This is a genomic window from Rhodococcus sp. USK10, assembly GCF_019378875.1.
GTDB classification, from domain to species: Bacteria; Actinomycetota; Actinomycetes; order Mycobacteriales; family Mycobacteriaceae; genus Rhodococcus_F; species Rhodococcus_F pseudokoreensis.
In genome coordinates this window covers 1,100,069-1,121,348 of sequence record NZ_CP076047.1, presented here as the reverse complement: position 1 = coordinate 1,121,348, position 21,280 = coordinate 1,100,069, and the positions used below count along the sequence as shown (strand labels likewise).

Sequence of the window (21,280 nt, the reverse complement as noted above, 5' to 3'; positions counted from 1 at the left end):
AATAGGTGAGCGTCATCTGTCGAGTGCTCGGTGATGTTCTCACCCACAGCCGATTCGGCTGCTGGACGCTGAACTGGCCCCAGACGAGGTCGTCACGGACCGGCGGCCCGGATCGACGATGAAGTCCTCGCTACTTGCCGAACACCGAGAGGACCCGCTGCCGCGAGCACAATCGGCGGACACGGTTCTCGCCGGTAACGATCCAGTGCGCGGGTAGTTCGTCGGCGATGAACCGCTACCCGAACTCTGGATCGTCGCCGGGGATAGCGAACGCGGCGTTGATCAGATGGTCGTCGTCCCGCTCCCGTCGGGACACGGGATCGGGTCCCCTCGTAGAACGCTTGCCGGGAGAATCCCGGCATCCGGCAGCACGCCGCGACGGGGATTCCGGCGGCGGAATGGTCCCGGGCCAGCGAGAACATTCCTCCGAGCACGGCGTGCAACGGTTGTAGAAGTCAGGAGTCGACCGATTCTGCAGGCGCGGACTGCATGTCTTGGGAGTTCTTGATCGTCGATGCTGCTCTCCTGATCGAGAGCAGAGCAACGAGACCGAAGAAGCAGGAAGCAGTGATAAAGAATCCCGGGGATACAGCGCTACCGGTTTCTCGGATCAGCCATGTGGATACGTAAGCTGCCGTTCCGCCGGTCACGAGATTCGCGAAGTTATTGGCCAGAGCGACACCGGTTACTCGTGTGCGCGAGTCGAATAGAGATGGCAAGACAGCCGATACGGCTACGACCACTATCGCCATTGCCAGTCCAAACACCAGGAAGGAACCGACCGCAACCGTTCGACTTCCCGTCGCTGTCAGGTGGAGAACCGGGAAGACCAACACGACGCACGCGATAATCCCACCTGTATACGCCTTGAGCGCCCCGACACGGTCGGTGATCAACCCGTACACCGGCATCAGGATCGTAATGCAGGCGATGATGCCTGCTGAGATCCATGCAACTTCGCTGGTCCCCAGATCATTTTCCCTCGCGAGATGTATACCGAGGTAGGTGAAAACCATATACAGGCAAGCGCTGGCGGGGATCGAAATACCAATAGATTGAAGGACTCTCACGGTCTGTGTCTTGAGTAATGTCAGAAGTGGAGAATTCTTCACCGCGCCATCCTGAACAGACTTTTCGTGCTCGGAACTATCGTCGATTTTGCTTCTAGCCCATAGACAGATCGCGAGAAGGGGAACGCCCAACAGGAACGGGATGCGCCAACCCCACGACGCCATCTGCGACGCGGACAGCAGGCTCGACACCGAACCAACGCAGATTGCGGCTAGCGCAAAACCCCCGGTTACACCCAGGAAGACGAAGGATGCCGCCAACCCTTTCCGCTTCGGTCCGGTGATCTCGTAGGCATACGTCATGGCGCCGCCGAATTCGCCGCCGGCCGAGAAGCCCTGAGCGAGGCGGGCCAGCACGAGCAGAATGGGCGCGACAATGCCTGCGGTCTCATACGTCGGAAGAAAGGCCATCAAGAGACTCGAGGCTCCCATGAGCAGCACGGACAGCAGCAGCACCGTCTTCCGCCCGCTGCGGTCGCCTACTCGACCGAAGAAGATGCCGCCGAGCGGACGCATGAGGTAAGCCGACGCAAAAACGGCCAGGCTGGCCAACAACGCAGCAGTCGGATCACTTCCGGGGAAAAACAACGGAGCCACTACCACTGCAAGATAGGCGTACACGGTGAAGTCGTAGTACTCGACGATTGTTCCCGTGGACGCGGCAATCAGGCCGCGTATTTTTCGTCTTTTCGCTACTTCGTCCGTTTGAGGTATGTCGTGCCGGTTCGTCATTGGTCTCTCTCACTCTGCGGTGGCGATCTAAACATGTGTGCATAGCTGTGATCGCCCTGAATGTCCGATACGCGGATTGATCCGCCCTGACGTAAGTGGAGACTTCGTTCAGGCGATCTCGAGGATCGAGGCGGCGGTGGGGCTGTTCACGGTAGTGCGTGTCGTAGTCGGTCGGTGGGAATTGGTCGATTGACGAATGGAGTCGGTCCGTGTTGAACAGCGGACCGACTCCATTCGGCGGTCTCCCACTCAACCTCGGCGGTTAGCATCCGAGTGATGCCTCGAACCTGTTGAGGTGAACCGGAAATCTGTTCTCCTGCAGGTGCACAGTGCTTGTCCGAGAACGCCGCTGACCCACGGCGTGGTCTTGGCAGTCATCACTCACCAGCCCAGAACCCGAGTCAGATTCCGGCTCGGGCTGCTACGTCGCACGCCTTCGCCACGAGCGCGACCATGCGGTCGACTCGTTCGGTGGCGGCGACCGGCTTCCGATGTCGCGCCTGGTCAGGCATAGGGGTCTGCGAGCCCGACGTACCGGATGTCGAGGTATTCGTCGATTCCTTCGAAGCCGCCCTCGCGGCCGAGACCCGACTGTTTGACCCCGCCGAAGGGTGCGGCGGGGTTGGACACGACGCCGACGTTGATTCCCAGCATCCCGGTCTCGAGTTCTTCGCTCATGCGGAGGGTGCGCGCGGTATCGCGGGTGTAGACGTAGGCGACGAGTCCGTATTCGGTGTCGTTGGCGACCTGGATGGCGTGCTCCTCGTCCTGGAAGGTCGTGATCGGGGCCACGGGTCCGAAGACCTCTTCCCGGAGGATGCGCGCATCGGTGGTGACGCCGGTCAGCACCGTCGGGGAATAGAAGTAGCCATCGCCCGGCACCGGTCGACCGCCGGTGACGATCGCGGCGCCGTGTGCGACGGCGTCCTGGACCAGGTCGTGAACCTTGGCCCGGGACTCCTCGTCGATCAGTGGGCCGAGTTGGGAGTCCGCGTCGATACCGGGTCCGACGACCAGGCGTGCCATCTTGCCGGCGAGCTTGGTCGCGAACTCGTCCGCGACGGACTCGTGCACGATGAACCGATTCGCCGCCGTGCAGGCTTCCCCCATGTTCCGGAGTTTGGCGATCACGGCGCCGTCGACTGCTGCGTCGATGTCGGCATCGGCGAACACGAGGAAGGGCGCGTTGCCGCCAAGTTCCATGGAGGTCCGCAGCACCTGCTCCGCCGAGTCCGCGAGCAGCCGCCGGCCGACTTCGGTCGATCCGGTGAACGAGAGCTTCCGCAGCCGGGGGTCGGCGATGAGCGGGCCGGTGACCGCTCCGGCGCGCGAGGTGGGGATGACATTGAGCACGCCGGCCGGCAACCCGACCTCTTCGAGGACCCGCGCGAACAGCAGGGTGGTCAGGGGCGTGAGCGTGGCGGGCTTGACGACCATCGTGCAGCCGGCGGCGATCGCGGGGGCGATCTTGCGGGTCGCCATGGCCAACGGGAAGTTCCACGGGGTGATGAACAGGCAGGGGCCCACGGGACGCTTGTGGACCAGCAGCCGGGTCTTCCCGTCCGGTGCCGCCGAGTATCGGCCCGACACGCGGACGGCCTCCTCGGAGAACCACCGGAGGAACTCGGCGCCGTAGGTCACCTCGCCGCGCGCCTCGGCGAGCGGTTTGCCCATTTCCAGGGTCATCAGCATCGCGAAGTCGTCCGATCGGGCGATCACGGCGTCGAACGCCGCCCGCAGAAGTTCGGCACGTTCGCGGGGAGCTGTTCGTGACCAGGCCTTCTGAGCGGTGGCCGCGGCGTCGAGGGCGGTGGCTCCGTCGGCGACGGTGGCGTCGGCCACGACGGCGAGTTCTCGACCGGTCGCCGGATCGTGCACCGGGAAGGTGTTCCCCGTCTCGGACGGGCACCACCGCCCGCCGATGTACAGTCCGGTCGGGACCGCTTCGAGTAGCGCCTGCTGGGAGGTCTGGGTGCTGGTCAAGGCTTCCTCACTTCTCATCGAAGATGATGACTTGCCGGATGGCGTTGCCGTCGGCGAGTTGGTCCATGGCGGAGTTGATGTCCGACAGCGCGATCCGGGACGAGATCAGCTTCTCGACCGGGAGTTTTCCGTCGCGCCACAGCTGCGCAAAGACCGGAATGTCGCGGGCCGGTACCGCGGAGCCGAGGTAGCTGCCGATGATGGTCCGCGCGCCGGCCACCAGAGCGAGCGGCGAGATCGACGACCGGGCGTCCGGGGCCGGGAGTCCGACGGTGACGGTGGTGCCGCCGGGGGCGGTGGCGGCGAGGGCGGTCTCGAAGGCGCGTGGGTGCCCTGCCGCCTCGATGACGATCGGCGCCTGGATGTTCAGCTCGGCGACATCTTGGGGAGTGTAGGTCGCGGACGCACCCAACTTTGTTGCCTGGGTGAGCTTGTCGGGATTCGAGTCGACTCCGATCACCTCGCCCTCCCCGAGGGATAGCGCGGTGATCAGCGCCGCCATGCCGACACCACCGAGCCCGACGACCATGACGGCTTGGCCCGGGGTAGGGCGACCGGCGTTGATGACCGCGCCGCCACCGGTGAGGACGGCGCACCCGAGTACGGCGGCGATGTCGGGTGGAACGTCGTCCCCGACGGGTACGACCGAATGCTGGTCGACGACAGCGTGTGTGGCGAAACCGGAGACGCCGAGGTGATGTTTGATGTCAGTGTCGTCGCGGTGCAGGCGGATACCGCCGCAGAGGAGGGTGCCCGCGTTGTTCGCTGCGCTGCCTGGGGAGCAGGGCAGTTTGCCGTCGGTTCGGCATTCGGCGCAATTGTTGCAGCGCGGCAGGAAGGCCATGACGACGCGCTGCCCGACGACCAAACCGGATACACCGGCGCCGAGCTGTTCGATCCGGCCTGCCGCCTCGTGGCCGAGCAGCATCGGGATCGGCCGCGGCCGGTTGCCGTCGACGACGGACAGGTCGGAATGGCAAATTCCGGCCGCTTCGATCCGGACGAGGACCTCGCCGGGTCCCGGCGAATCGAGTTCGAGCTCGGTGATCGAGATCGGTGTGGAGTCCGCGTACGGCCGTGGACGGCCGCTCGCCTCGAGAACGGCTCCGCGAATCTTCATAATGTGTGTGTTTCCCTTCTGCGGCGTCTGACAGCACTGGCTGCGGACCGCTCTACCGGCAACGCGGATGTGCGGAATCAACGGGACTAGTCGGCGACGACTGATTGTGGACGGTGCAGCCGGTGGCGTTGAATCTTCCCCGAGCCGGTACGTGGAATCTCTGATACAGCAATGAATTCAGCGGGGACTTTGAAGTAGGACAACGCCGCCGCACAGCGACTCCGCAGATCGTCCTCATCGATGCCGCTGTCATCTGCTGCGACGATAAACGCAATGGGAAGCTCCCCGAACGCGTCGCGCGGCCGCCGCGACGCCGCGTCGGCCACCCTCTCGCATGGGCGGTGGTGGACCGTCGTCGGTACCGCAATCGGTGCACCGGCTGGGCTGTGTGAGCACTGCAACGACATGGGTTGTTCGGGCACCGGAGTGTGGCTCGTTCAGGCACCCACAGGTACCTCGGGAGAGCGTGATGTCGTCACGGGACGAGGTCGGCTGCGGAGCTCTGCGCGTCGCGAAGCGCGATGACACTCATGGCGGAGAACTCCAGCGACCACAGATTTCCGTGGTCCGGGTACTTGGCCGACATGGCGTCGATGAGGTCTTCGGCGCCCTTCGCGGTCTCGTAGGCGGCCGCGAAGTCCTGGATGTAGGCGCGGGTCTGCGCGATCATCGTCTCGACCGCGTAATCGTCGCCGTCCGGTCGGCGGTGGCCGGCGACGATCATCCGAGGGTGGAGCTTCTCTACGAGGTCCACCGTCTCGAGCCAGTCCTGCCACTCCTTGGGCGTCGCCAGGCCGAGCATCGGGTGGATCTCGTTGTAGACGGCGTCACCGGCCACCACGGCATCGATCGCCGGGATGTGCACGATCGAGGTCGGGTGGATGTCGGCCTGCTTGACCTCGATGATCTTCAGTGGTGAGCCGTCGACGTATAGCGTGTCGCCCTCGATCGGGTCGGGGAGCGCATCGCTGACGACGCAGGCGTCGCCGAACATCATCGCCCACTGCTGACGGTGTTCCTCCATGTTTTCCTTCATGGCCTCGACGACGTGGGGCAGCGCGACACACTTCGCCTCCGGGAACCGCTCCATCAGGGGACCGATGCCAAGGTAGTGATCGGCGTGCGCATGCGTGATGTAGATCGTGGTGAGGGTCTTCCCGGTGCGTTCGATCAGATCCCCGAGATCCCGGACGTCGTCCTTGAGGTACTGGGCGTCGATGAGAACTGCCTCGGTCGGGCCGCTCACGATGGTGGCGGTGGTCGGCGAGAAAGTCCCGGTGGGCATTTCGGGCCAATCATGCGGGACCCGGGGCCAGCGGCCGACGTAGGTCGTCGCACGGATCGGCGGTGCAGCCGGCGACGATCCTGAGCCTGCGCTAGGTGAGTGAGCGTCGATGGTCACGGAGTACCTCCAGGGTTGCGGGTTGGGCAGCGCGTCTTCGCGGGGGCGTCGGGTCGGCGAGGGCACTTAGAGAGAGTAATCTCTACCACATGGCAGGGCAAGAGCATGACGCGGCTGCCCCATCCAGCCGGACCGCCTTTTACCGTCAATTGCCGCGACATCGGACCCAGCGAACGCATCCTTGACCTGATAGTAATCACTCTCTATCGTATGAGAGCAGCGGAGGCATGGGGAGCGGAAATGGCGACTTCCCATGACCGGCGGTCGGTTCCAGCGTGTCTTTCTCGCACACCCCCTCCCGCACTGCACCTCTCGGTGCATCGAATGCTCGGGTGGTCCTCCGCCGGGTGGGCTGATCAGTTCTTTGACACGAAAACGCACGGGCCCGGCCGGGCACGTCACCAACGAAAGGACGCGGATGCTTTCGACACGGTTCACCGAGGAATTCGGGATCGAGCACCCCATCGTGTGCGGTGGAATGACCGCCGTCGGCACCGCCGACCTGATCGCGCCGGTGGCCAACGCCGGAGCCCTCGGGTTCCTCACGGCACTCACCCAACCGACTCCGGAAGCCCTGGCCAAGGAGATCGCACGCTGCCGAACCATGACCGACCGCCCATTCGGCGTCAACCTCACGATCCTTCCGACGCTCACCCCCGTGCCCTACGACGAGTACCGCGAAGCGATCATCGACAGCGGCATCACCATCGTCGAGACGGCCGGGTCCAATCCGGCAGAGCATGTCGCAGCGTTCAAGAAAGCGGGCATCAAAGTCATCCACAAAGCGGTGGCCGTGCGGCACGCCCTCAAAGCGGAAGCGATCGGCGTCGACGCAATCAGCATCGACGGCTTCGAGTGCGCCGGCCACCCAGGCAACGACGACATCCCCGGACTCGTTCTCATCCCCGCAGCCGCCCGCCAGGTTCGGATCCCCCTGATCGCCAGCGGCGGCTTCGCCACCGGCAGCGGCCTGGTCGCCGCCCTCGCCCTGGGCGCATCCGCAGTCAACATGGGCACCCGCTTCGTCGCCTCCACCGAAGCCCCCGTCCACCAAAACGTCAAAGACCAAATCGTCGCCAACGACGAACGCGCGACCCAACTGGTATTCCGCGAGTTCAACAACACCGCACGAGTGGCCCGCAACACGATCTCGGAGGAAATCGCCCGCCGCTCCGCACAACCCGGCGCCACCTTCGCCGACGTCGCCGACCTCGCCTCCGGAGCACGCGGACGCGACCGCGTCCTCACCCACGGCGACATGCACGACGGCATGTGGTGGGCCGGCCAAGCCCAGGGCCTGATCGACTCCGTGCAGAGCTGCCAGGAAATCGTCGACGGCATCATCGACGAGGCCGACCGCATCATCACCGGCCTCGGCCACACCATCCCGGCAGCCGCCCGTACCGCATCCCAGGCGGTCTGATCATGGACTTCCAGACAATCCGGCACGACGTCAACGACGGCATCCTGACGATCACCCTGAACCGACCCGAACACCTCAACGCCTTCACCGTCACCATGGCCGAGGAACTCGAGCACTCCTTCCGCGCCGTCAACGACGACGACTCCGTCCGCGCCGTCATCGTCACCGGAGCCGGTCGCGCGTTCTGCGCCGGCATGGACCTCAGTCGCGAGGGCAACGTGTTCGGCCTCGACGAGCAACGCACACCAGGCCTGAGTGACATGGCCGACCTCGACGATCCGGCCATCGCCGCGGTCCGCGACACCGGCGGACGCTGCACACTCGCCATCCACGACTGCCGCAAACCGGTCATCGCCGCCCTCAACGGCCCAGCCGTGGGCATCGGCGCCACGATGACACTGGCAATGGACCGCCGACTGATGTCCACCTCCGCCCGAATCGGACTCGTCTTCGGCCGCATCGGCATCGTGCCCGAGGCCTGCTCGACCTGGTATCTACCCCGACTCGTCGGCCCCTCCGCAGCGCTCGACCTGGTCCTGCGCGCCGACATCCTCGACGCCGAAACCGCACTGGCCGTCGGACTCGTCGACGAAATCCACCCCGGCGAGGACCTGCTCACCCAGGCCGCCGCAATCGCCGACGCCTGGACCCGGGACCGCTCCCCCGTCGCCGTGGCCCTGAGCCGACAAATGGTACGACGCAACGCCACCCTGACCCACCCCGACCAGGCCCACCGAATCGACTCACTCGCCATGTTCTGGACCAGCATCGGCGACGGCAAGGAAGGCGTCACCGCCTTCCTCGAGAAACGGAAACCCCACTTCCACGGGCGCGCATCCGAGATGCCCGACTTCTACAACGACTGGGTGGCGGGCCGGGCCTCTGCTTCAGCGCCTGCGCACCCGAAGTGATGCGGTCGCGACCGCTCGAAGGCGAGATTCGCTCCGCGTCACTGTGATGCCTGCAGACGCGAACGCCTTTGGTTTCGTGCCCCTTCCACGTTTGCCGCACGACTCTCCACGTCATCCGAGGTGTCATGTCTACCTATGGCGACGGCACGACACCTCGGATGACGTGAGCAACTCCGCGCCAGCCTGACACTCACTGACCCACGAGAACAGAAGTAGCAGCACGGTCATCAAAACTGCCAATAAGAACATGCCCCCGCGAACACCCAGCCATGTCGGAGGTCCTCCAGTCCCCTGATCGGTCAGGCGGCGTGCATCGGTGACGGCAAGCCGTACAACATTGCGTTGATCGCCCTCGATCCCGACGCCGCCGCCGGGAAGTCGGCGAGCGATCCCGCCACCATCGCCGAGATCGCGGCGGTGTGGGGTTCGCCAACAGCCAACTTTCACTGTCGAGCAGATCAGGAAGTTCAAAGTCGTCGACGAGCAGTGGCTGCCCGGGAGCGACGAACTCACGCCCCACGTTGAAGGTCAAGCGCGAGAACGTGGCGGCGAAGCATGCTCCCAGATCGGTGAGCTCTATGCACAGTAGGCAATCTCGAACCAGTCATTGGGGTCCATTGTGGTGCCGACGAGGCTCTTCAACCCGTCGACGGTGGTGGTTGTGGGCATGGCGGCTACTTTCGACGCGATGGGCTTGTGGGTACGGTGCGATCAGGTGATGGTCATACCGCCATCGACGCGAGGGTTTGTCTGGTTACGTACCCGGCGGCATCGGCATCGGCATCGGCGACATCCAACGGCGCCGCACGAGAACCGGCATCCACCACACGTCCGCATCGATCTATCCGGAGCCGGTCAGAATTTCGCGGATGGTTCACCCGACGACGATTCCCAACGCCCTAAGGACGTTCAGTGACCGAAGACACCGCTCGCAGGCCACCGGTGACACGCCGGGGCATCCGCACCCGCCAAGCCCTTGTCGACGCTGCGCGGGTCATCTTCGAGCGCGACGGCTATCTCGCCGCTCGGTTGACCGACATCACCGCCGAAGCCAGCTGCTCCACCGGAACCTTCTACACGTACTTCAACGATAAGGAGGCGATCTTTGCCGCTGTCATGGAAGCGACGAAGAACGAGATGCTCCACCCCCGGATGGAGCACGTCGATGGGGTCGATCACCCGGCCGCGATCATCGAGGCGAGCAATCGTGCCTATTTCGAGAGTTACCGCCGCAACGCGAAGCTCATGCAGCTACTCGAGCAGGTGGCGAACATCGATCCCAATGTCCGGGAGTTGCGGCAGGCTCGCAGCCAGGTCTTCGTCGAACGCAACGCTTCTGGGATCAAGGATCTCCAGGAGCGAGGTCTTGCCGATCCCGACCTCGATTCCGTGATGGCCTCGCGCGCGCTCTCCGGTATGACGAGCAAGATTGCGTTCTCCACCTTCGTGCTCAACGAAAGGGTCGACTTCGAGGAGCTCGTCTACACCGCGACACGGCTGTGGTGCAATGGGTTGCGCATCGCGCATCACCCCTCCAGGAGGAAAGCCACCGACAAGAGCTGACAGCCGGCTGGGGCCTACGTCAGTCGGCTATAAGTCGGGATCTTCGGGGCACGCCGGGCACCCGCTCGGGAGACGGTTACGACTCGTTTTGCCCGCTCCTGTACGCCGGATGCTGTCATGCGCAGCACCCGGGTCCAAAAGGAGGTGGAGAGTCGGAGCCTTGTAGAGCGCTCCTCATCCTCGGACAACGATCGCGCCCTCGAGCGCGTTCGTTCCGGACCCTCCAACACCACTAGGCCTTGGATCCACAGTTGTCCGCCCATCGTCAACCACGCGTTCGCGTCGAATGGGTATTCGCCTCGGGAGTGTGTGGAGTTGGTTGGCGCCTGCGTGCTGGCCTAGGAGGAATGTACGAACTCACGCACATCCTCGTGCTCCTCGGTGAATGCAAGCCCCACGGCGCTCCCGCCTTCCACACCGGGTGGTGGGCGGACAGACTTTGGTAGCGTGTTCGGCAGTTGTGAGATCTCGGGCGTTCCCCACGACCGGGATGAAGCGGGTTGATCTCGGACGCGAATACGCACTCGCCGCGCGCAATACGCCGTTGACACGGCGCAGTCCGGCACCAGCCCATCGCAGGCTATTCCAGCAAGAGTCGGGCGACTTCGCCGCTTTCTTGTCAGATTTTGTGCACCTATCAGGTGACTGCGACGCTTGCGTCGGGATATACCCTTTCGCGCCGCGGCAGGAACCAGGCGATGGCGAGTGCTCCCAACGCCGCGAGCCCGGCCGCCGCGAAAGCAAGCCGCAAACCAGTTGCGGTGGTGTACTCGTGGCCGCCCACCGACACCACATTCTGCGCGAGGAGCACGGCGGCGACAGCACTGGCGGTGGAGGTACCGATCGACCGCATCAAGGTGTTCAAGCCGTTGGCGGCACCAGTCTCATGCTCTGGAACCGAATGGATGATCAGTGTCGGCAGCGCCGCATACGCGAAACCGATCCCGACACCGATGAAGCAGCCGACGAGCACGATGTGCCACACCTGCGTCATCAACACCAGTGCCACACCATATCCGGCCGCGATCGTCGCAGCGCCGATGATCAGACTGGTGCGGGGCCCACGGGCGGCGGAGACCCGTGCGGCGAGCGGCGAGACGGCCATCATGATCAGACCGGTCGGGACCATGCACAAGCTCGCCACCACCATCGACTGCCCCAGCCCGACCCCGGTGACGGCGGGCATCTCGAGCAGTTGCGGCAGCACCACCGAGGACGCGAACAGACCGAAACCAACAGCGACCGACGCGAGGTTCGTCAGCAGCACCGGACGACGGATGCTGACACGTAGATCGACGAGCGGACTACGTGAGCGCCATTGGTAGCACCCCCAGACCACCAGCACGAGTAGTCCTCCCACGGCGCAGACGAGGGTCGGCGCGGCGGCCCAGCCCCAATCACTGCCCTTGGAAACCGCCAGCAGCAGTCCTGTGAGCCCGACGGCCAATCCGAGCGCCCCCGCGATGTCGAAGCGCATGTCCCGATGCCGTGGACCCGCCGGCACGATCACCCACAGCGCACCCGCACCGAGGACGCTGAGCGTTCCCGACATCCAGAACAACATGTGCCAGTTGTAATGCTGTGTAGCGAACGCCGACAGCGGCATTCCCACGGCCGCACCCACTCCCAGTGTGGAGCTCATCAACGCAACGGACCGGCCTAGCCGCTCGGGCGGGATGGTATCGCGCAGCATGCCGATTCCCAGCGGGATCATGCCCAGGCCGGCACCCTGGAAGGCTCGACCCACGACCATCGGGATAAGGGTGGTAGTCACTGCCGCCAGGAGCGAGCCGACCAGGATCGCGCCGAGCAGGACGAGCGCCACACTCTTCTTACCGAAGATGTCGCCGAGGCGTCCCGAGATCGGAGTGAAGACGGCGCCCGCCAGGAGCGTGGTGGTAACGATCCACGACGCATTGGAAGGGCTCGTCGAGAGCAACCGCGGAAGTTCGGGAACGAGCGGGATCATGAGCGTCTGCATGAACGAGCAGATCACCCCGCATCCGGCGAGCGTCGCGGTGATGAGAGCAGGGCTACGGGTACTACCGGTAACAGGCGGAGCTAGTACGTTCGCGGACATCAATCACGACCATTTCACATCAACTAGTTGGCACATGCATCTGTCTTTCCGCTCATCAAGACCTAGTCGCACTGAGAGGCGAAGGCCAGGATCTCGAAACGTATCGCTGTCGTGCGTCCCTCAAGGTGGCAAGCCACCTCGAGGGACCGCCACAGGGCGCTGCGGTTCACACAGAGGCTCGTGGACGCCGGCATCGCCCCGTCCACCGGCAGCGTCGGCGACAGCTTCGACAACTCGCTCGCGGAAAATCTGTGGTCAGCACGAGATCGAATCAATCTACTGACCCGCAACTACATTCCCGACCAGAGCGGAGGGGAAAACAACGGAGCCACTACCACTGCAAGATAGGCGTACACGGTGAAGTCGTAGTACTCGACGATTGTTCCCGTGGACGCGGCAATCAGGCCGCGTATTTTTCGTCTTTTCGCTACTTCGTCCGTTTGAGGTATGTCGTGCCGGTTCGTCATTGGTCTCTCTCACTCTGCGGTGGCGACTGAACATGTGTGCATAGCTGTGATCGCCCTGAATGTCCGATACGCGGATTGATCCGCCCTGACGTAAGTGGAGACTTCGTTCAGGCGATCTCGAGGATCGAGGCGGCGGTGGGGCTGTTCACGGTAGCGCGTGTCGTAGTCGGTCGGTGGGAATTAATCGATTGACGAATGGAGTCGGTCCGTGTTGAACAGCGGACCGACTCCATTCGGCAGTCTCCCACTCAACCTCGGCGGCTAGCATCCGAGTGATACCTCGAACCTGTTGAGGTGAACCGGAAATCTGTTCTCCTGCAGGTGCACAGTGCTTGTCCGAGAACGCCGCCGACCCACGGCGTGGTCTTGACAGTCATCACTCACCAGCCCAGAACCCGAGTCAGATTCCGGCTCGGGCTGCTATGTCGCACGCCTTTTCCACGAGCGCGTCGATACGCTCCACCGTCGGCGTTCCTGCTGCTGCTTTGTTCTGCGGTTCATCTCGCGCCCGACGCATGACACCCTCGGCGATGACCGCGACCTTCCACATTCCGAGCGCATGCCAGAACCCGAGGTCTTTCAAATCGCGCCCGGTCTCGTCGAAATACACCTGGGCGATCTCGGCTCGGTCGGGAAAGCCGTCGAGCGTCGAAGCCGGGAATTCACCACCGAACGTCTCGCCGGGCTCGGGCCAGTAGGCGAGCAGACTGCCGAGATCGGCGAGTGGATCGCCCAGGGTGCACAATTCCCAGTCGAGTGCCGCGGTGACGTCGCCGGTGTCAGTGGACGTGATGACGTTGCGGAGATGAAAGTCCCCGTGCACCAATGTCAGTTCGTGTTGTTCGGGCACAGACTCGACGAGCCGACGCGTCAGATCATCGAGGGCGGGCAACTCGCGGGTCTTCGATTGCTTCCACTGCCCCGCCCACCGTTTGAGTTGACGCTGCGCATACGGCTTGTGGCTGGCCAGATCGATCAGCCCCGTCTGCTCGAGGTCGACCGCATGAATCTTCGCGAGCGTGCGGGGTAGGGACAGGCCGATCGCCCGCCGTCGCTCGGGTGTCAGCGCCTGCGCCTCCGACATCCGGTCGACCACCTGCCCCTCGATGAACTCCATCAGCAGCAGCGGTACGTCGGTGACCGCCGGGTCTTCGGTGAAGCCGAACACCCGCGGGGTCGGCACCGCGGTGTCCTGCAGTGCGGAGAGTATTCGGGCCTCACGGGCCACGTCGTGTGCCGACGCGAGAAGGTGCCCCAGCGGTGGGCGCCGCAGCACCCACCGCCCACCGACGCTGTCGCGAACGAGGTAGGTGAGGTTCGACTGACCGAGACCGATCCGGTCGAAAGTCAGTGTGCCCGTGTAATCGACGCCCGTGGTGTGCAACCATCGGGCCACGGCGGCGGTGTCGATTCCGACGATACCCACGCTAGACACCGAGCTGGACCTCCTGCCGGAACGGGAGAACGTCACCGAGCACCTGCCCGCCATCGATGACCAGAGTTTCGCCGGTGACCCAGCTGGCTGCGTCGGAGACGAGGAACGCGACAGCCGAGCCGATGTCCTCGGGTTCACCGATCCGCCCGAGGGCCGTTGAGGCGGACACCGCCGACTCGTGTTCCTTCCACAGTGCCTCGGCGAGCTTGGTCCGCACCACGCCGGGGGCGACGGCGTTGACCCGCACCTTCGGTGAAAGTTCCAGTGCCAGTTGTTTCGTGAGGTGAATGAGCGCCGCCTTCGACGCGTTGTACACGCCGATGTTCGCCTCGGCCGCCATCCCACCGATGGAGGCGGTGTTGACGACGGCGCCGCCGTGCTCACCCATCCACGCCTTTGTGGCGAGCCCCGTCCACAGCACCGGCGCCCACACGTTTATATCGAAGGTCTTGGTAAAGCGCTCGTGGTCCTGGTCGATGATCGGACCGTACGCACGGTTCGTTCCCGCGTTGTTGACGAGGATGTCCACACTGCCGAACCGCTCGAGAGTCAGATCGATGCACCGCCGGGCCGCGTCCTCGTCGACGGCATGGGCGGCAACGCCGATCGCGGTGCCCCCGACCTGTGCTGCGGCGGCGTCCGCCGAGTCCTGCGACCGTGAGGTGAGCACCACGTTGGCGCCGGCGGCGGCGATGGCCTGGGCGGCCGCGAGGCCGATGCCCCGCGAGGCGCCGGCAACAATGGCGGTGCGTCCGGTGAGGTCGAGTCCGGTCATCTCAGCTCACCGCAACCTTGTGGCCGTTGGTCGAGGACGCCGGCGCCGAATCGCGGTACCGCCGGAGTTCCTGGCGCGCGATGGACCGCTTGTGCACCTCGTCGGGGCCGTCCGCCAGTCGCAGTGTGCGCTGGTGCGCCCAGGCCATGGCGAGCGGGAAGTCGTCGGTGACACCGGCGCCGCCGTGCACCTGGATCGCCCGATCGATGATCTTCAGCGCAACGTTCGGCCCCACCACCTTGATCGCCGCGATCTCGGTGCGCGCCTCCTTGTTCCCGACCGTGTCCATGAGGTGAGCCGCCTTGAACGTGAGCAATCGGATCATCTCGATCTCGATCCGGGCCTCGGCGATCCAATCCTGGATGTTCGCGTTCTCGCTGACCGGTTTCCCGAACGTCACCCGCGACGACGCCCGCCGGCACATCAGCTCGAGCGCCCGCTCGGCCATCCCGATCGATCGCATGCAGTGGTGGATCCGGCCCGGCCCCAGGCGCGCCTGGGAGATCGCGAATCCCTCGCCCTCACCCTTGAGCACATCCTTGGCCGGAACCCTCACGTCGGCGAAGTCGATCTCCGCGTGGCCCTCTCGGTCCTGGTATCCGAACACCGGAAGTCCCCGCATCACCGTGACACCGGGCGCATCTATGGGGACGACCATCATCGACTGCTGCCGGTGCGGCGCCGCCGACGGATCGGTCTTGCCCATCACGATCAGCACCTTGCAGTTGCGGTGTAACGCATTTGACGCGAACCACTTTCGGCCGTTGAGCACATACTCGTCGCCGTCGCGGACCATCGAGAGTTCGACGTTGATGGCGTCGGAACTTGCCACCGCCGGCTCGGTCATCGCGAATGCCGAGGCCATCGTCCCGTCGAGCAGCGGCTTGAGGTACTTCTCCTTGTGCTCCTCGGTGCCGAAGAGTTCGAGCACTTCCATGTTCCCGGTGTCGGGTGCGTTGCAGTTACACGCCTCCGGGGCGATGTGGCTGCGGCCCATGATCTCCGCCAACGGGGCGTACTCGAGGTTCGTCAGCCCTGGCCCGGAGTCGGGATGGGGGTGGAACAGGTTCCACAACCCGCGGCTACGCGCCTCCGCCTTCAACTCCTCGAGGATCGGCGGCTGGAAGTGCGGATCGCCCGATTCGCGCATCTGCTCTTCGTACACCGCCTCCGCGGGATACACGTGGGAGTCCATGAACTCCAGCAGATCGGCCTGGTACTTCTTCGCGCGGTCAGAGATGTCGAACAGGGACACGGGAACTCCTTGTAGGTAGGGAGGGAAATGTGGGTGTGCGCTTGTCGAGGTGGCTCTGTACACCCTCAACGAGGTCTTCGCGTCGGAAAATGTCGAACATCAGACCTTCCGCGCGGGACACGGAGTCGGCGTAGGTGCCGTCCGCGTCGGTCTGTAGTTGTTGTTTGATCACGGCCATCGAGGTCGGTGAGCACTGCCTGGCCAGCTGCTGGGCGTACGACACCGCCGCGGCGAGCACGTTTCCATCGACGATCAGGTGATCGACGAGTCCGATCCGAAGCGCTTCCTCTGCGTCGACCATCCGACTCGACAGCAGCAGATCCGCCGCGCGGCTTCGTCCGACCAACCGTGGCAGCAGCCAGGAGATGCCGTATTCGGCGATCAGCCCACGCTGAGCGAAGGCGGTGGTGAAACGCGCAGCCGGTGAAGCAAACCGGACATCGCAATAGAGCGCCTCGACCATCCCGAGCCCTGCCGCGACGCCGTTGACCGCACCGATGAGCGGCTTGCGCAGCCGCAGCGGGACGTCACGCGGCCGACGATCCAGCAGGTCGGTGGCATCACCCACCGCCTGCAGATGCGTCAGGTCGGCACCGGCACAGAACCCGCGACCTGGCCCCGTCACGACGACAGAACGCACGTCCGGGTCGTCTTCGGCTGCGTCGAGCAGATCGAAGTAACGGTCCTCGAGTTCGTCCGTCCAGGCATTAAGTTTCGACGGCCGGTTGAACGTCAGAACCAGCACCGGTCCGCGACGCTCGGCGAGTACGAAATCCTGTTGCCCACCCGTCATGCGTGTTCCAGCAGTGAGCTCTGGTAGCGGCGCATCCCGCGCAGCCAGCGGTCGTAGTCGGAACTCTTCTGCCGGTACATGGTGAGGACGCGCTCGTGGGGCAAGATCAGGAATGTTTCCCGGTCGACGGCGTCCAGCACAATGTCGGCGACCTCCGCCGGCTGGAGCACGTCCCCCGCAGAGATCACGGCCCGTGTGGCCGCAACACCGAGCGGATCCCCCGAGTCTTCACCCGAGCGCATCAACTTCGTCTCCACTCCCATCGGGCAGAGGCAGCTCACCCGGATTCCTCGGTCTCCGTACGTCACCGACAACCATTCGGCGAATGCGACAGCCGCGTGCTTGGTGACTGCATAGGTGGCGGAGCCGATCTGTGTGAGTAAGCCCGCTGCAGACGCCGTCGTGACGAAGTAACCCTCACCGCGCTCGATCCACATGGGCACCAACTGCTGGGCGGCGCGGATGTGGGCGCGGACGTTGACGTCGAAGGCTCGATCCCAGGCGGCGTCGTCGGCGTCGAGGCCCGGCGCTCCCCCGATCCCGGCGTTGGCGAAGTAGAGGTCCACCGGACCCAATTCGGTCTCTGCCCGCTCGATGACGCGCCGAATCTGCTCGGAGTCTGCGATATCCGCACCTTCCGCGAGAGCCGATCCGGGGTGGCGTTCATTGATGCGGTCCGCAACCGCGGTGGCTGCTTTCGGGTCGAGATCGGCCACAAGTACCCGCGCACCCCGTTCGGTGAGACGTTCGGCGATCGCTCCGCCGATCCCGTTTCCACCGCCGGTCACGATGGCGACCTTCCGTGCAACCTTCACGAGGCTTCCTCTCCTTCGCCGTGCACTGTGACTCGCGTCCCGTTTTCGCATAGTCCGAATCTGGCGTCAAGTTCAAGTGCAAAGGCCGCAATATTTGCGCGATAGTTATCGCTCTCTATCGTAGCGGTGAATGACGATAATGGAAGGGGCAGGCGCGTCTCGTACAGGCAGCCGGCACCGTCGAGGCTCCTGTCCGTTCGAAGTCGCGCTGCGAGGCGGTCCACACCACCGGTCGCCCGGGCCCAGCAGATCGATACACCGGTTCCTCGTGGAGCCTGCACCACATCGCATGACCGACGCAGCGCAGGGACGCGCCGGTCGATGCCTGACTTCCTGTGGCCGCCAAGACGGATTCATCTCGTCCCGTCGACAGTTCCTGACAATCCGCCTCGTGGCGGATCGGGTCGTCGGAGCGCCCCCTGCCGGGTCGGCCGTGGGGTGGAGTGAGGACGCACGGCCCGGCCGGGCTCAGGCACGAATGAAAGGACGCCATGCTCTCGACACGGTTCACCGAGGAGTTCGGGATCGAGCACCCATCGTGTGCGGTGGAATGACCGCCGTCGGCACCGCCGACCTGATCGCGGCGGTGGCCAACGCGGGAGCCCTCGGGTTCCTCACGGCGCCGACCCAACCGACTCCCGAGGCGCTGGCCAAGGAGATCGCGCGCTGCCGAACCATGACCGACCGCCCGTTCGGCGTCAACCTCACGATCCTCCCGACGCTCACGATCCTCCCGACGCTCACCCCCGTGCCCTACGACGAGTACCGCGAGCTGATCGCCGGCCCGTCCTTCGAGACCATGTAACTGATCACGAGTTCGCGGGGACGTAGGTCGTCTTTATTCTCGGGTTCGACCCCGAGCATCAGGTGCCCCCACACCGCTTTGTCCCAGGTGATCATCTCTGCGTCGACGGCCTTCTGCAGAAGCCAATGTCCGGCGAGATAGTAGCCGTCGCCGACTTGGCTGGGGGTGAGTCGGTCGAGTCGGTCGGTGTGCAGTGTCAGCAATACCATTGCGGTCCTTTCAGAGTGGATTTCGGTCGAGGACGTCGTGGCCCGGCTCGCCGGAGCCCACAGGGCGTCATCGACCTTCCGCCGGAGTCGGTCTGCCGTTTCGGCCCACTCGAGAGTCGATCCCGGATTTGTGCCAGTTCTCCGTGCACTTCGAGTGCCGTCAGTGATTCGGTGCCACGACGAAGGCGCCGACTCCTTGGCGGGCTTCGAGCAGTCCTTCCTCGGCGACACACTGCTGCGCGGCGCGCACGGTATTCAGGCTGCGGATCCCGTACTCCTCTTGCAGTTCGCTGATACCACTACGGTCCTCGCCACGATGGACAGCGCAACAAAGTCCTGACCGCCCGCTGAAATGGCACCGGCATTGGGGCGCGACGAGCGCACGCACGTAATACTGCAACGACAGTTTGTGATGTCGATGTTTGGAGTGGCTGGCGCGCGCTCCGGCCTGGCTGGCGCGGCGCCAGTTCGATCGGTGCCAGACATGCACGAGGGCGTGTTCGACCGGAGGGGCGACACGGCCCAAACAATCGTCGGATCTCGTTGACTGTCAGAGGTATTAGATCTCGGGCGCCGACTGGAGATCCCCTTTTGAGCGCCGCGGCGGGATCGTCAGGAAGGCAGCCGCAGTCATCGACAAAAGTGATGTGCCGGTACCAGGCCGAGTACGCACGCACCTGGAGTGGTCGAGTCCGGTCTCGTTCTTGGTGGTTCGGAAGCACTCCTTGATCGCCCAGAACGCGGTGAACCCCGCTGACCACTCCAGCACCTCTGACTGCCCATTGGATCAATTACCACAACGGTCTCGATCGCAAACTGTCGTTGCAGTACCAAAGACCGAGCCGCCGCACCCGTTCCCGTCGTCGTTCTCGGCGGACCATGACCCGTTGCTCCAGCACGGCAGCACCGCCACCGCGTCGCGGCCGTGGCGACGATGGGCCCCTCAACAGGTACCTACGTAGGTATATACCCGCGTGTGCCGCAGCAGGCCCAGCGGGCATGCTCGAGCCCAGTACGCAATGTGGTTTTGCACACTTTTACGCCCGTCAGATAGAAGCAGCACACCAATGCCGCTGTGGCAGCTGTTCACCCCGTAGAACGCCTACACCGTTGAAGGAACCATTTGAATTATTGGCCCGCAGCCGGAGTCGGCCGTCGAGGCCGCGCTGGTTCGAGGAGAACCGGAGCTCGTCGAACAGCGCCGAAGAACTGATCGTGGCGCCTGCCTGAACAGGCAATCCACAAGACACCTACTGGAATGGAGAAGCCGATGCGTGAAGATATCGAGTTCGACGCTGAGGGAGTGACGCTGCGCGGCTGGTTCTACAAACCTGACGACGCGTCCGGTGAGCTGCCGTGCATCATCTTGACGCACGGGTTTTCGTGTACCAAGGAGATGGGTCTCGAACCCTTCGCCGAGGTGTTTACCGCCGCGGGGTTCGCTTGCGTGGTCTACGACCACCGGGGGTTCGGTGCCTCGGACACGGCGCCGGGCAAGCCCCGGCAGGAGATCGACCCGTGGGACCAGATCCACGACTGCCAGCACGCGATCACCTACGCGCAGGGCCGGCCCGAGGTCGACGCCTCGCGGATCGGGGTGTGGGGTTCGAGCTACTCGGGCGGGAACGCGTTCGTGGTCGCGGCGATCGATCGCCGCGTGAAGGCCGTGTGCGGTCAGGTGCCTGGTGTCTCGATGCGGCGCGCATTCGAGGCGGGTGTGCCCGAGGAGTTCTGGCAGGCGGCATGGGACGGGCAGGCCGCCGATCGGCTTGCGCGAGCCCGAGGAGAGGCACCGGCGATGATTCCGGTGGTCACCGCGGACCCGACGCAGCCGGCAGCCCTGCCGACGCCCGATGCCTACGAGTTCTTCTCGGCTTACGAGGGGACCGCGTGGCGCAACGAGGTGACGATGCGCTCGTTGGAACTGAATTACGAGCCGGGCCAGTTTCTCAAGTTCGTCGCTCCTACCCCGCTGCTGATGGTGGTTGCCGAGGACGACAACGTTGTGACGCCGGCGGAGTGGGCCAAGGAGGCGTTCGAGACCGCGGCAGAACCCAAACGTCTCGTCTCGATCCCCGGCGGCCACTTCGACGCATACACCGGTCACCCCTTCGAGTTCTCTCCTCGGGCGCGGCACGCGACTGGTTTCTCGAGCACCTGGCGCAGAAGGTCGCCCCGGCATCGGTCTGACATCCGGGGTCTACCCCGCTGCGGTCCTGGCAATAAGCGGGTACGGAGCGGGACTACGGCTGGGAAATGATCATCAGCGAGTTGCCGGCCGATCCGGAAGATCAACGGGTTCTCCCCGCCGCCGTTCCGCTCGTCGCGGAGGTGCTGTGGCGGTAGGAAACAACCCAAGCGCCGCGACGGCAACTACATCGGTGCATGAGGCCCTCGACAAGATGCCCCGCTTCTTGCGATCTCGCGGTGATTGCAGTCCGC

18 protein-coding genes and 5 pseudogenes are annotated in these 21,280 nt (G+C 64.5%); 6 read left to right on the top strand and 17 right to left on the bottom strand.

The window, feature by feature from the left end; all coding sequences use genetic code 11:
* Positions 1-455: 455 nt before the first annotated feature.
* From I1A62_RS05770 to I1A62_RS05750, 6 genes and pseudogenes are all read right to left on the bottom strand, one after another.
* Positions 456-1,802, bottom strand: a complete 1,347-nt coding sequence (locus I1A62_RS05770; RefSeq protein WP_219454687.1) for an MFS transporter — start codon at positions 1,800-1,802, stop codon at positions 456-458.
* A gap of 264 nt (positions 1,803-2,066) precedes the next feature.
* Positions 2,067-2,201 (bottom strand): annotated as a pseudogene (locus I1A62_RS46015) (IS3 family transposase); the annotation flags it as partial.
* Positions 2,202-2,306: 105 nt separating this feature from the next.
* A complete protein-coding gene (locus tag I1A62_RS05765; RefSeq protein ID WP_219454685.1) occupies positions 2,307-3,803 on the bottom strand; it encodes an NAD-dependent succinate-semialdehyde dehydrogenase in 1,497 nt (498 codons plus the stop codon).
* Positions 3,793-4,905, bottom strand: coding sequence for an alcohol dehydrogenase catalytic domain-containing protein (locus I1A62_RS05760; RefSeq protein ID WP_219454683.1), 1,113 nt, complete (start codon positions 4,903-4,905; stop codon positions 3,793-3,795). The genes I1A62_RS05765 and I1A62_RS05760 overlap by 11 nt, the downstream gene beginning before the upstream one ends.
* 86 nt (positions 4,906-4,991) lie before the next feature.
* A complete protein-coding gene (locus I1A62_RS05755; protein ID WP_219454681.1) occupies positions 4,992-5,231 on the bottom strand; it encodes a hypothetical protein in 240 nt (79 codons plus the stop codon).
* Between the two features lie 149 nt (positions 5,232-5,380).
* The gene (locus I1A62_RS05750; RefSeq protein WP_219454655.1) at positions 5,381-6,307 is read right to left on the bottom strand and encodes an MBL fold metallo-hydrolase; all 927 of its coding nucleotides are present in this window, start codon (positions 6,305-6,307) and stop codon (positions 5,381-5,383) included.
* A 418-nt stretch (positions 6,308-6,725) separates the two neighbouring features.
* On the opposite strand from I1A62_RS05750, the gene I1A62_RS05745 reads away from it, so the two are divergent.
* Together I1A62_RS05745 and I1A62_RS05740 are read left to right on the top strand one after the other, a co-directional pair.
* Positions 6,726-7,730, top strand: coding sequence for a nitronate monooxygenase family protein (locus I1A62_RS05745; RefSeq protein ID WP_219454679.1), 1,005 nt, complete (start codon positions 6,726-6,728; stop codon positions 7,728-7,730).
* A gap of 2 nt (positions 7,731-7,732) precedes the next feature.
* The gene (locus I1A62_RS05740; protein WP_011595388.1) at positions 7,733-8,641 is read left to right on the top strand and encodes a crotonase/enoyl-CoA hydratase family protein; all 909 of its coding nucleotides are present in this window, start codon (positions 7,733-7,735) and stop codon (positions 8,639-8,641) included.
* Between the two features lie 299 nt (positions 8,642-8,940).
* Here I1A62_RS05740 and I1A62_RS05735 read toward each other — a convergent pair whose 3' ends face one another.
* A complete protein-coding gene (locus I1A62_RS05735; RefSeq protein ID WP_167540931.1) occupies positions 8,941-9,081 on the bottom strand; it encodes a hypothetical protein in 141 nt (46 codons plus the stop codon).
* A 472-nt stretch (positions 9,082-9,553) separates the two neighbouring features.
* Here I1A62_RS05735 and I1A62_RS05725 point away from each other — a divergent pair, with 472 nt between their 5' ends.
* Entirely contained in the window at positions 9,554-10,204 is a 651-nt protein-coding gene (locus I1A62_RS05725) for a TetR/AcrR family transcriptional regulator (protein ID WP_219454677.1), read from the top strand.
* Positions 10,205-10,841: 637 nt separating this feature from the next.
* Here I1A62_RS05725 and I1A62_RS05720 read toward each other — a convergent pair.
* Entirely contained in the window at positions 10,842-12,284 is a 1,443-nt protein-coding gene (locus tag I1A62_RS05720; RefSeq protein WP_257890471.1) for an MFS transporter, read from the bottom strand.
* Positions 12,285-12,464: 180 nt separating this feature from the next.
* On the opposite strand from I1A62_RS05720, the gene I1A62_RS05715 reads away from it, so the two are divergent.
* Positions 12,465-12,632 (top strand): hypothetical protein, encoded by a 168-nt coding sequence (locus tag I1A62_RS05715; protein WP_219454669.1) that lies wholly within the window; start codon positions 12,465-12,467, stop codon positions 12,630-12,632.
* Positions 12,633-13,014: 382 nt separating this feature from the next.
* Here I1A62_RS05715 and I1A62_RS46010 read toward each other — a convergent pair.
* From I1A62_RS46010 to I1A62_RS05690, 6 genes and pseudogenes are all read right to left on the bottom strand, one after another.
* Positions 13,015-13,149 (bottom strand): annotated as a pseudogene (locus I1A62_RS46010) (IS3 family transposase); the annotation flags it as partial.
* 2 nt (positions 13,150-13,151) lie between these two features.
* Complete coding sequence (locus tag I1A62_RS05710) at positions 13,152-14,186, bottom strand: phosphotransferase family protein (protein ID WP_219454667.1); 1,035 nt, start codon at positions 14,184-14,186, stop codon at positions 13,152-13,154.
* Positions 14,179-14,961 carry an SDR family oxidoreductase gene (locus tag I1A62_RS05705; protein ID WP_011595395.1) on the bottom strand — a complete coding sequence of 261 codons (783 nt, stop codon included), beginning with the start codon at positions 14,959-14,961 and terminating at the stop codon, positions 14,179-14,181. Before I1A62_RS05705 ends, I1A62_RS05710 begins: the two co-directional genes overlap by 8 nt.
* Position 14,962: 1 nt before the next feature.
* Positions 14,963-16,216: an acyl-CoA dehydrogenase family protein gene (locus I1A62_RS05700; RefSeq protein ID WP_219454675.1), complete on the bottom strand. Its 1,254-nt coding sequence runs from the start codon at positions 16,214-16,216 to the stop codon at positions 14,963-14,965.
* Positions 16,194-17,009, bottom strand: coding sequence for an enoyl-CoA hydratase-related protein (locus I1A62_RS05695; RefSeq protein ID WP_219454673.1), 816 nt, complete (start codon positions 17,007-17,009; stop codon positions 16,194-16,196). Before I1A62_RS05695 ends, I1A62_RS05700 begins: the two co-directional genes overlap by 23 nt.
* Positions 17,006-17,824 (bottom strand): SDR family oxidoreductase, encoded by an 819-nt coding sequence (locus tag I1A62_RS05690; protein ID WP_219454671.1) that lies wholly within the window; start codon positions 17,822-17,824, stop codon positions 17,006-17,008. Before I1A62_RS05690 ends, I1A62_RS05695 begins: the two co-directional genes overlap by 4 nt.
* A gap of 491 nt (positions 17,825-18,315) precedes the next feature.
* Between I1A62_RS05690 and I1A62_RS05685 the strand changes: the two are divergent.
* Positions 18,316-18,602 (top strand): annotated as a pseudogene (locus I1A62_RS05685) (nitronate monooxygenase); the annotation flags it as partial.
* Here the strand turns inward: I1A62_RS05685 and I1A62_RS05680 are convergent.
* From I1A62_RS05680 to I1A62_RS05670, 3 genes and pseudogenes are all read right to left on the bottom strand, one after another.
* Positions 18,578-18,838, bottom strand: coding sequence for a hypothetical protein (locus tag I1A62_RS05680; protein ID WP_219454666.1), 261 nt, complete (start codon positions 18,836-18,838; stop codon positions 18,578-18,580). The pseudogene I1A62_RS05685 and the gene I1A62_RS05680 sit on opposite strands and share 25 nt — an antisense overlap.
* Positions 18,839-18,998: 160 nt before the next feature.
* On the bottom strand, positions 18,999-19,328 hold the full coding sequence (locus I1A62_RS05675) for a GntR family transcriptional regulator (RefSeq protein WP_219454664.1): 330 nt from the start codon (positions 19,326-19,328) through the stop codon (positions 18,999-19,001).
* 69 nt (positions 19,329-19,397) lie between these two features.
* Positions 19,398-19,574 (bottom strand): annotated as a pseudogene (locus I1A62_RS05670) (IS701 family transposase); the annotation flags it as partial.
* Positions 19,575-20,108: 534 nt separating this feature from the next.
* Here I1A62_RS05670 and I1A62_RS05665 point away from each other — a divergent pair.
* Positions 20,109-21,028, top strand: a pseudogene (locus tag I1A62_RS05665) (alpha/beta hydrolase).
* The last annotated feature ends 252 nt before the right edge of the window (positions 21,029-21,280 follow it).

Coding starts and splice junctions, on each gene's coding strand:
- I1A62_RS05770 (WP_219454687.1), bottom strand. CDS start 1,802: ATGACGAACCGGCACGACATACCTCAAACGGACGAAGTAGCGAAAAGA.
- I1A62_RS05765 (WP_219454685.1), bottom strand. CDS start 3,803: ATGAGAAGTGAGGAAGCCTTGACCAGCACCCAGACCTCCCAGCAGGCG.
- I1A62_RS05760 (WP_219454683.1), bottom strand. CDS start 4,905: ATGAAGATTCGCGGAGCCGTTCTCGAGGCGAGCGGCCGTCCACGGCCG.
- I1A62_RS05745 (WP_219454679.1), top strand. CDS start 6,726: ATGCTTTCGACACGGTTCACCGAGGAATTCGGGATCGAGCACCCCATC.
- I1A62_RS05740 (WP_011595388.1), top strand. CDS start 7,733: ATGGACTTCCAGACAATCCGGCACGACGTCAACGACGGCATCCTGACG.
- I1A62_RS05720 (WP_257890471.1), bottom strand. CDS start 12,284: ATGTCCGCGAACGTACTAGCTCCGCCTGTTACCGGTAGTACCCGTAGC.
- I1A62_RS05705 (WP_011595395.1), bottom strand. CDS start 14,961: ATGACCGGACTCGACCTCACCGGACGCACCGCCATTGTTGCCGGCGCC.
- I1A62_RS05695 (WP_219454673.1), bottom strand. CDS start 17,009: ATGACGGGTGGGCAACAGGATTTCGTACTCGCCGAGCGTCGCGGACCG.
- I1A62_RS05680 (WP_219454666.1), bottom strand. CDS start 18,838: ATGGTATTGCTGACACTGCACACCGACCGACTCGACCGACTCACCCCC.